The following is an 8,152-nucleotide window of genomic DNA, read 5'->3' as shown; positions in this document are numbered from 1 at the left end:
CCATGGCCAGCGCGGTGCGCAGCGTCTCCTGCGCGGTGGCCGGGCCGATGGAGACGACGATGACCTCGGTCGCCTTGCCGGCTTCCTTCAGGCGCACGGCCTCCTCGACGGCGATCTCGTCGAAGGGGTTCATGCTCATCTTCACGTTGGCGGTCTCAACGCCCGAGCCGTCCGCCTTCACGCGAATCTTGACGTTGTAATCGACCACCCGCTTGACCGGGACGAGGACCTTCATATCCCACCCTTTTTCTTCGATTTGGGGCGCGCCCCCGGGTCGAGCCACGGGCGAACGCCAAAACTGGCCGCTTGTGACAGCGGTGGGACCATAGGAGTTGCGGTTTTGGCTGTCAACGTCGCCTAAGCTTGAGGCAAGGCGCCCTATCGATTGGCGCCGGGCACCCACAGCACGTCGCCGGCCCCCTTGTCGTTGACCGTCCGGCTCAGCACGAACAGGTGGTCGGACAGGCGGTTGGCGTAGCGGATCGCCACGGGGTTGATCGCCTCCACCTCCGCCAGTTCGGTCATGTGGCGCTCGGCGCGGCGCACCACCGTGCGGGCGAGGTGGAGGTGCGCCGCCGCCGCCGAGCCGCCCGGCAGGATGAAGGAGGTCAGCGGGGCGAGTTCCGCGTTCAGGGCGTCGATCTCCGCCTCCAGCCGGTCCACCTGCGACTCCAGGACCCGCAGCGGCGGGTATTTCGGATCGGGATCGTCGGGCGTGCAGAGGTCGGCGCCCAGGTCGAACAGGTCGTTCTGGATGCGCGCCAGCATGGCGTCGACCTCCGGCATCCCGGCGGTGTGCAGCCGGGCCAGCCCGACCACCGCGTTCGCCTCGTCCACCGTGCCGTAGGCGGCGACGCGCGCGTCGTGTTTGGGCACGCGCGTGCCGTCGCCGAGCGAGGTCTGGCCGGTGTCGCCGCCCCGGGTGTAGATGCGCGTCAGCTTGACCATAATCCCCTCAGCCCCCTTCAGGCCTGTGTCAGCATGGCGAGAAGGAACAGCACCAGCGCCACGCCCTGGAACATGACGCGCAGCCGCATCGCCTTGTTGGACTTGCGCGAATCGCCCTGGCCCCCGCGCGCCATGAAGAACAGCCCGATGAACAGGGAGGCCACGACCGCGCCGAGCGCGAGGATCAGGAGGATCGCGAAAAGCTCATTCATGGACTCAATATAGCGTGGCTCACGGACGCCGCCTATCCCGGCGGCGCACGGTTGCGTCTTGCCGCCATCTCCTTACATTGACGCCCGACGGTTTTTGGCGAGGAAGGGGTTGGGCATGCGGCGGCGCAGTTTCCTGAAAGCGACGGCGGCGGCCGGTCTGGCGTCGCTGGCCGGCGCCCCGCTGGCCGGCCGGCGAGCCGCGCTGGCCCAGCCGGCCGAAACGGTGACGGCCTTTCCGGAGGGGTTCCTGTGGGGCTGCTCCACCGCCGCCTACCAGATCGAGGGGGCGGTGACCGCCGACGGGCGCGGCCCCAGCGTGTGGGACAGCTTCAGCCACACCTACGGCAAGGTGGCGGACGGCGACACCGGCGACGTGGCCTGCGACCATTACAACCGCTATGCCGAGGATGTGGAGCTGATGGCGCGGGCCGGCATGCGCGCCTACCGCTTCTCGGTCGCTTGGCCGCGCGTCCAGCCGACGGGCACCGGGGCGGCCAACGCCAAGGGCCTGGACTTCTACGACCGGCTGACCGACGCGCTGCTGGCGAAGGGGATCGAGCCCTGGCCCTGCCTGTTCCACTGGGACCTGCCGCAGGCGCTACAGGACAAGGGCGGCTGGACGAACCGCGACATCGCGGGCTGGTTCGCCGACTACGCGCAGATCGTCGCCGGGCGCATCGGCGACCGCGCGAAGCATTGGTGCATGCTGAACGAGCCCTCCGTCCACGCGATCTTCGGCCACGGCTACGGCTCGCACGCGCCGGGGATGACCGGAAAGGCCAACGTCTTCAAGGCCCTGCACCACCAGAATCTCGCCCAGGGCACGGCGCTGAAGGCATTGCGCGCGATGGGGGGAAGTAAGGGATGGCTGCTCGGCACCGTGCTGTCGCTGCAGCCGGTCTGGCCGGTCGGCGGGCTGGACGCCAACTATCCGGCGTCGCTGCTGTGGGACGCGGTGTGGAACCGCTCCTGCCTCGATCCGCTGCTGAAGGGGAGCTATCCGGAGCTGCTTCAGGGCGACTTCGCGGCGCTGATCAAGCCGGGCGACCTGGAGACGATCCGCCAGCCCATCGACTTCCTGGGCGTCAACTACTACAGCCGCATGCACCAGCAGCCGGATCCGGGGGGCCTGTTCGGCACCGGCTACGGCTCTCCGCCCGAGGGCACGCGGCGCACCGGCATGGACTGGCCGGTCGAGCCCGACGGCCTTGCCGAAATCCTCAGCGAGTTGCAGGAGGAATACGGCAACCCGCCCGTCTACGTGACGGAGAACGGCGCCGACTACCCGGACACCGTCGGCGCGAACGGCCGGGTGGAGGACGGCGACCGCATCGCCTTCATCCGCGACCACCTGCTGTCCGCCCGCAAGGCCATCGACGAGGGCGCGAACCTCAAGGGCTGGTTCGTCTGGACCCTGCTGGACAATTTCGAATGGGCGGAGGGCTACCGCCGGCACTTCGGCCTCGTCCAGGTGGACCGCAAGACCATGACGCGCACGCCCAAGGCCAGCTACGACTGGTACGCCGGGGTGATCCGCAAGAACGGCGTGCCGACCGCTGTGTAAGGCGGGAACACGAAGGTCAAAAGCGCAGAAGATCAAACGATGAAATTTCTTCCGATCTTTTGATCGTCTGATCTTCGTGTTATCAAGCGCGGCCTTTCCCCGTCCACGGCACCCCCGCCTCATGCCGCCCAATCCCGCCGCCCAACCGACCCGTTTCGCCATTCAGAAGGCGCGCGGCAAAGGCTGGAAGACGCTGGAGGTGGGGGAGGACCTGGACCACGCCCGCGCCCGGTTCGAGCTGATGATCCGCGTGAACCCGCGGGCCTTCTTCCGGCTGATCCAGCTGGATTACAATGCCGATTCGTCCTTCGAGGGCATGGAGTTCAACTGGAAGCTCATCGAGCTGTACGACCCCACGCAGAAGGGCGGCCGGGCAAGGCCCGCGCCGAAACCGGCGCCCAGGGTCCGGCGGGCGGGGGAGAAGGTCCGGCTGCCGCTGCGCTTCTATGTGGCGGTGATTGCCCTCGGGCTGCTGGCGGGCGCGCTGGCCTATCTGCGCTATGGGCTGCCGGCGCGCTGACCGCTATTCGGCGGCGTAGCCCTTGCGGCGCATGCACTGGGCGAAGATTTCCTTGCGGTACTGGAACTGCGGCGTCTCGGGCAGCGGGCGGTAGGGGTAGCCGCGCAGGCGCATGGTGATGTCCACCTGCTCCGTGCATTCGTCGTAGGCGGCGGTGGCGGTGGACTCGGTGGCGGTCCATTCCCGGTAGGTGGGGGTGCTTCCGCAGGCGGCGAGCGTCAGCGCTCCGCCCAGCAATACCGCAAGCTTCAAAACCGCAAGCTTCCGCGTCGCCATGGCTCGACCCTCCTCCCGCACGGACTCCAAATTACCACGAATTTGTCAGCGCGAAGGTTAACGGAAGGGGAATGCGCGCGCACCGGATGGATGATTGGGTGAAGCGGATGCGTCACTGTGAAGCTTGCGCAACGCAGGCGCACAAAAATCGCGCCCGGAAATCCGCCGCAATCTGGTAACACTTAGGCGCATGAGCGTTTGTGGCCGGATTTTTCGGACGGAGGATGGCATGTCGGGTGGTTCGCGTCGCGCGCGCCGCGCGGTGGCGCTGGCGGTTGTGGTGCCGGTTCTGGCGGGGAACGCGCTGGTGGTGGCGCCGGCCTGGGCGCAGAAAACCGCTGACGTGCAATGGGCGCAGACCATCCTGAAGGAAAAGGGCTACGACATCGGCGGCCGCGCCAACGGCGAACTGCGGCCGGAGACGAAGGCCGCGCTCAGGAAATACCAGTCCTCGGCCGGGCTGCCGGTGACCGGCGAACTCGACCAGGCGACGGTCAGCAAGATGATGGCGGAGCGCCAGGGCAAGGCGGCGCCGACCGTAGGCAACCTCGCCCAGCAGCGGGTGGGCGGCGGCGGGCCGGGGCAGGCCCCGCGCGAGCCGCAGAAGGAGGTCGTACCGCGCGCCGCCCCGACCCAGCGGATCGACAGCACCGGCGGTGAGTTCGGCGGCGGCGCCCAGTTCAGCGCCGGCCCGCCCGCCACCAGCCATTCGTCCTCGTCCAGCACCGCCGCGGGCGGTGGCGCGCCGGTGAGCCAATCGGCTCCCGCCAGCACCACCACGCAGGGGCCGGTGCCGCAGGCGGCACCGCGCTCCAACGTCACCGCCACGACGCCGTCGGGCCAACCGGCCCCGGTGGTCGAACCGCCGGCCGACAGCGGCTCTCTTCTGCCGGCCTGGGTGACCAACAGCCTGCGCTATGTGGTGATGAGCATCCTTGCCCTGACGGTGGGCGGCATCGGCTTCGGCTGGTGGCGCAGCGGTCGGGCCTCGGCCGCCAAGACCGCGCCGCGCGAGGACGCCCCGCGCGAAACCCGCCGCGAGCCGTCCTTTGGCGGCAAGCGCCGCGATGAGCTGACCACGGGTGCCCTGCCGCCTCTGACCAGCGGCGGGCGCGGGCGGCGGTAAGCCCCTTCTCCGAATGCCCCCACCCTGACCCACTCACGCGAGAGTGCTATGGCATGCGCGGATGTCGCATACATGGCAAATAGCTGAATAGAAAAGCCCCTCTCCCTTGAGGGGAGAGGGGTTGGGGTGAGGGTGGCGCCGTCAAAAGCCGGCCGGAAACTGATGTTCTCCGCCCTACCGGGCGTAACGACCCCTCATCCCAACCCTTCTCCCCAGGGGGGAGAAGGGCTTTTCTTTATGTTCAGCCACTTCCCGTACGCTGTCGCAGGGGAGGGGACCGGACACTCACGCCATCGCGGCCATCGGGCACATGCTGTTGCCGCAGCCGACCGGGTTGCAGGCGTGCATCGGCGCGGGCTCGGCCTTGGCCTTGCCGACGCGCGGGGCCATGATCGCCTTCGACACCTCGGTCCCGCCGCAGGACGGGCAGGGCAGGCCGGCGGCCTTCTTGGCGTCGTAGTCGGCCATGTTGTCGAACCACTGGTCGAAATCATGGCCGCAGGCGCAGTGCAGGGCGTAAACGATCATCGCGGAATCCCTTGACCGAAATGGACGGCGAAAAAGAGCGCCTTCTTCTGCCGTCCGCGATGATGTGGGTCAAGCCAGCGGACGTCAGTGCGGGCGCTCGGACAGGGGAAGGCCCTCGGCCCCGGAATAGACGGACAGCAGGCGCACCGGCTTGTCCGTCTCGTTGGTGCCACGGTGCCAGGTCGCCAACTCCATGTAGGCGTCGCCGGCCTTGTAGCGGCGCGGCTCCAGCCCGTCTCCGTTGATGGTCAGTTCGCCTTCCACGATGTAGACGAACAGCGGCATGGGGTGACGGTGGCGGACGATTTCGCCGCCCGGCGGCAGCTCGACGAGGCGCGCGGTGATCTGCGGCTTGCCCGTGGGATAGGCCAGCGGCACGCCGTCGCTCGACGTGGTGGCTTCCAGCAGCGTCTTGGCGACCGGCCCCGGCGCCGCGGCCTTGTCCTGCGCCATGGCGGTGCCGGACGCGGCGGCGAGGATTCCGGCGGCCAGAAGCAGCCCCTTGGTGAACGTCACGGTAAAGACCGTACCATTGGTGAAGGTCATGGCGTCAGCTCCGTATCCGATGTGGGGTTGTGTTCACGAATTGAAATTCCCCTAAAATACGGATGGGCTTGCGCCATGGTCAACCGATGATGTTCATCGGTGAGTGGTCACTCCAACCTGTCGGCACATGGACAGCATCAGGCAGGTGGAGCAGCGCGGGCGTTCCCCCGTGCAGACCCACTTGCCGAAGGGCACCAGCCGCTCGTTGATTTCCACCCAATAGGGACGGGGCAGCCGTTCCATCAGGGCGACCATGGTGCGTTCCGGAGTCGGGGCGGCGACGTAGCCCCAGCGGTTGGTGATCCGGTGCACATGCACGTCCACCGCCACCGCCGGGATGCCGAAGCCGACGGCCAGAGTCAGCGCCGCGATCTTCGGGCCGACGCCGCGGAAGGCCATCAGCGCGTCCGGCGTGTCGGGCACGAAGCCGCCGTGTTCCGCGACGATGCGCCGGGACAGGGCGAGGATGTCGCGGGCCTTCTGCTCCGGAAAGGTGGCGCCGTTCAGAAGGCGGACCAGCTCCGCCTCCGGCAGCGCGGCCATCCGTCCCGGCGTGCGGGCGACGGCGAACAGGCGTTCGCAGACGATGATGGTCGTCTCGTCCCGCGTGCGGGCGGAGATCAGGCTGCCCACCAGCTGCTCGAACGGGCTGTCGTAGCCCCGGTCGCGCAGGGCGAACATGGCGGCCTTGGGAAGGTCCGCCACGGCGAGGCGCAGGCGGCGGAAGGCCTCGTCGATGTCGAAGGGTTCCTTGTCGGCGAAGATCCGGTTGGGGGGCTTTCCACCGGGGGGCACGGGCGCGTGGCGCGTGGGCATGGCGGGGCACGGGCTGGTGAAGGGGCAGGGACACAACGCCGCACAGGGGCTTGTTGCTCCGCGATTTTTCGCCCCCCGCTTCCTCTTCCCGCGACTCCCGTCAGCCGGCGCTGGAGAAGAGGGGGCGGCGCAGCCGGCCGGCGGCGATGTCGGCGCGCAGCGCATCGCCGTCCATGGCGCGGATGCGCTCCAGCTCCGCGAGGTTGGCGGCGATGAAGGGGTTCTGGTCGCTGGAGTTCTCCGGCCGCGCGTGCTCCAGATGGTAGAGCGGCCCCGGCACGCGCTCCACTCGCAGGCCGAGGCGGCGCAGCCGCTCCACGATCTCGTCGTCCTCATAGCCCCAGGAGACGAAATTCTCGTTGTAGCCGCCGGACTCCAGCAGGGTGGCGCGGTCGAAGAAGGCGCCGCCGCCCGGCGAATTGCGGTGCATCAGTGCGAAGCGCGGGCACAGCGCATTTAGCGGCGCCGCCGACAGCGTGTGGCCGAATCGGTGCACCTCCCGCCCCAGCACCCAGAAGAACAGGCCGTTGTAGGGGAAGGCCATCGCCGCCCCGCCCAGCACGGCGTCGCGGGCCAGGGCGTACTGCACGGGGTCGACCACGATGTCGGTGTCGTGCAGCGCGACGATGGGCGTCTCCGCCGCCTCGACCATGCGGTTGATCAGGTGCGCCTTGTGGGTGAAGGGCGTGTCGTTGCCGGTCAGTTGCAGGTGGCGGCAGCGCGTGGCGAGGTCGGGGCCGAGGGCGTCCGCCACGTCGCTCGGCCCCGCCTTGTCCTCCCCGATCAGGACGGTGGTGTCGGCGTGCTTCAGGATGAAGGCGACGATCCAGCGCAGGTTGCGCTTGCGGTCGTCGCTGTCGGCACGGAAAGGGATGAGGAAGGTGGTGTCGCGCAGGTCCAGCCGCCCGTCCGGCCCCGCCGCGTCCAGCGCCGCGCGCCGGCTGCGGAAGGCCGCCGCCTGCGCGGTCAGCTTCTCCCGCGCGCCCTCGTCGTCGGGGGCGAGCGACAGGGCCATTTCGTAGAAATGCACGGCGGCGCCGGGGCGGCCGAGGTCCGCCTCGATGTCGCCCTTCTGCCGCCAGCCGGGGGCGAAGTGCGGGTGACGGTCCAGCAGCCGCTCCAGCACGTCCAGCGCCTGCCCGATGCGGCCGATGGCTTGCAGCGCTTCGCTGAGGTGGTATTCGCCGTCGGGGAAGTCGGGGCGGATCTCCAGCGCGCGGCGGTAGCTGGCGATGGCCTCCTCCGTCCGCAGGGCGACATGGAGCAGGGCGCCCAGATTGAAATGCGCGTCGGCGTCCCGTCCATCCAGCGCGACCGAGCGGGCGATCATCGCCATCCCCCGCGCTGCGTCGCCGCCGAGCGCGGTGAGCAGGCCCAGCCGGTGCAGCGCCTCCGCGTTGTCGGGATCGGCGTCCAGGATGCGGCCATAGAGCAGCTGCGCCTCGGCCCGCCGGCCGGCCTTGAGATGGTCGAGCGCGGCGTCGAGCGCCTCCTGAAGGGTCGCCATATGGGGGATCCGTACGCGGGTATGCCTCTGTCGGGTGATTCCACTTTGACACATCGCCCCGTGCGGGGAAATCATCCCGACCAGGACCACGCCGCAGGGAAGCACCCGA

The 8,152-nt window shown here is 69.0% G+C and carries 11 protein-coding genes; 3 read left to right on the top strand and 8 right to left on the bottom strand.

Annotated elements, in window-relative coordinates:
* The 3 genes from ACSVC7_RS29285 to ACSVC7_RS29275 form a co-directional block, all read right to left on the bottom strand.
* Window positions 1-235: electron transfer flavoprotein subunit beta/FixA family protein (locus ACSVC7_RS29285; RefSeq protein WP_483508989.1), on the bottom strand; the 235-nt coding region annotated here is incomplete at its 3' end.
* A 143-nt stretch (window positions 236-378) separates the two neighbouring features.
* Window positions 379-948, bottom strand: a complete 570-nt coding sequence (locus ACSVC7_RS29280) for a cob(I)yrinic acid a,c-diamide adenosyltransferase (RefSeq protein ID WP_448207042.1) — start codon at window positions 946-948, stop codon at window positions 379-381.
* 17 nt (window positions 949-965) lie between these two features.
* Complete coding sequence (locus ACSVC7_RS29275) at window positions 966-1,160, bottom strand: twin transmembrane helix small protein (RefSeq protein ID WP_448207043.1); 195 nt, start codon at window positions 1,158-1,160, stop codon at window positions 966-968.
* A gap of 115 nt (window positions 1,161-1,275) precedes the next feature.
* On the opposite strand from ACSVC7_RS29275, the gene ACSVC7_RS29270 reads away from it, so the two are divergent.
* Both ACSVC7_RS29270 and ACSVC7_RS29265 read left to right on the top strand, forming a co-directional pair.
* Entirely contained in the window at window positions 1,276-2,724 is a 1,449-nt protein-coding gene (locus ACSVC7_RS29270) for a GH1 family beta-glucosidase (protein WP_448207044.1), read from the top strand.
* Between the two features lie 121 nt (window positions 2,725-2,845).
* Window positions 2,846-3,244, top strand: coding sequence for a hypothetical protein (locus tag ACSVC7_RS29265; protein ID WP_448207045.1), 399 nt, complete (start codon window positions 2,846-2,848; stop codon window positions 3,242-3,244).
* Between the two features lie 3 nt (window positions 3,245-3,247).
* On the opposite strand, the gene ACSVC7_RS29260 is transcribed toward ACSVC7_RS29265, so the two are convergent.
* The gene (locus ACSVC7_RS29260) at window positions 3,248-3,520 is read right to left on the bottom strand and encodes a hypothetical protein (RefSeq protein WP_448207046.1); all 273 of its coding nucleotides are present in this window, start codon (window positions 3,518-3,520) and stop codon (window positions 3,248-3,250) included.
* A gap of 229 nt (window positions 3,521-3,749) precedes the next feature.
* Here ACSVC7_RS29260 and ACSVC7_RS29255 point away from each other — a divergent pair, with 229 nt between their 5' ends.
* The gene (locus ACSVC7_RS29255) at window positions 3,750-4,646 is read left to right on the top strand and encodes a peptidoglycan-binding domain-containing protein (protein WP_448207047.1); all 897 of its coding nucleotides are present in this window, start codon (window positions 3,750-3,752) and stop codon (window positions 4,644-4,646) included.
* A gap of 285 nt (window positions 4,647-4,931) precedes the next feature.
* Here ACSVC7_RS29255 and ACSVC7_RS29250 read toward each other — a convergent pair whose 3' ends face one another.
* The 4 genes from ACSVC7_RS29250 to ACSVC7_RS29235 all read right to left on the bottom strand — a co-directional run bounded on the left by ACSVC7_RS29250 (window position 4,932) and on the right by ACSVC7_RS29235 (window position 8,043).
* On the bottom strand, window positions 4,932-5,174 hold the full coding sequence (locus ACSVC7_RS29250; protein ID WP_448207048.1) for a DUF1178 family protein: 243 nt from the start codon (window positions 5,172-5,174) through the stop codon (window positions 4,932-4,934).
* An 84-nt stretch (window positions 5,175-5,258) separates the two neighbouring features.
* Complete coding sequence (locus ACSVC7_RS29245; RefSeq protein ID WP_448207049.1) at window positions 5,259-5,720, bottom strand: cupin domain-containing protein; 462 nt, start codon at window positions 5,718-5,720, stop codon at window positions 5,259-5,261.
* Window positions 5,721-5,813: 93 nt separating this feature from the next.
* Complete coding sequence (locus ACSVC7_RS29240; RefSeq protein WP_448207050.1) at window positions 5,814-6,536, bottom strand: endonuclease III domain-containing protein; 723 nt, start codon at window positions 6,534-6,536, stop codon at window positions 5,814-5,816.
* Between the two features lie 100 nt (window positions 6,537-6,636).
* On the bottom strand, window positions 6,637-8,043 hold the full coding sequence (locus ACSVC7_RS29235) for a tetratricopeptide repeat protein (protein WP_448207051.1): 1,407 nt from the start codon (window positions 8,041-8,043) through the stop codon (window positions 6,637-6,639).
* Window positions 8,044-8,152 lie beyond the last annotated feature (109 nt).

The organism is Azospirillum mesophilum (genome assembly GCF_053470405.2).
This window is presented reverse-complemented; position numbering and strand designations above follow the sequence as displayed.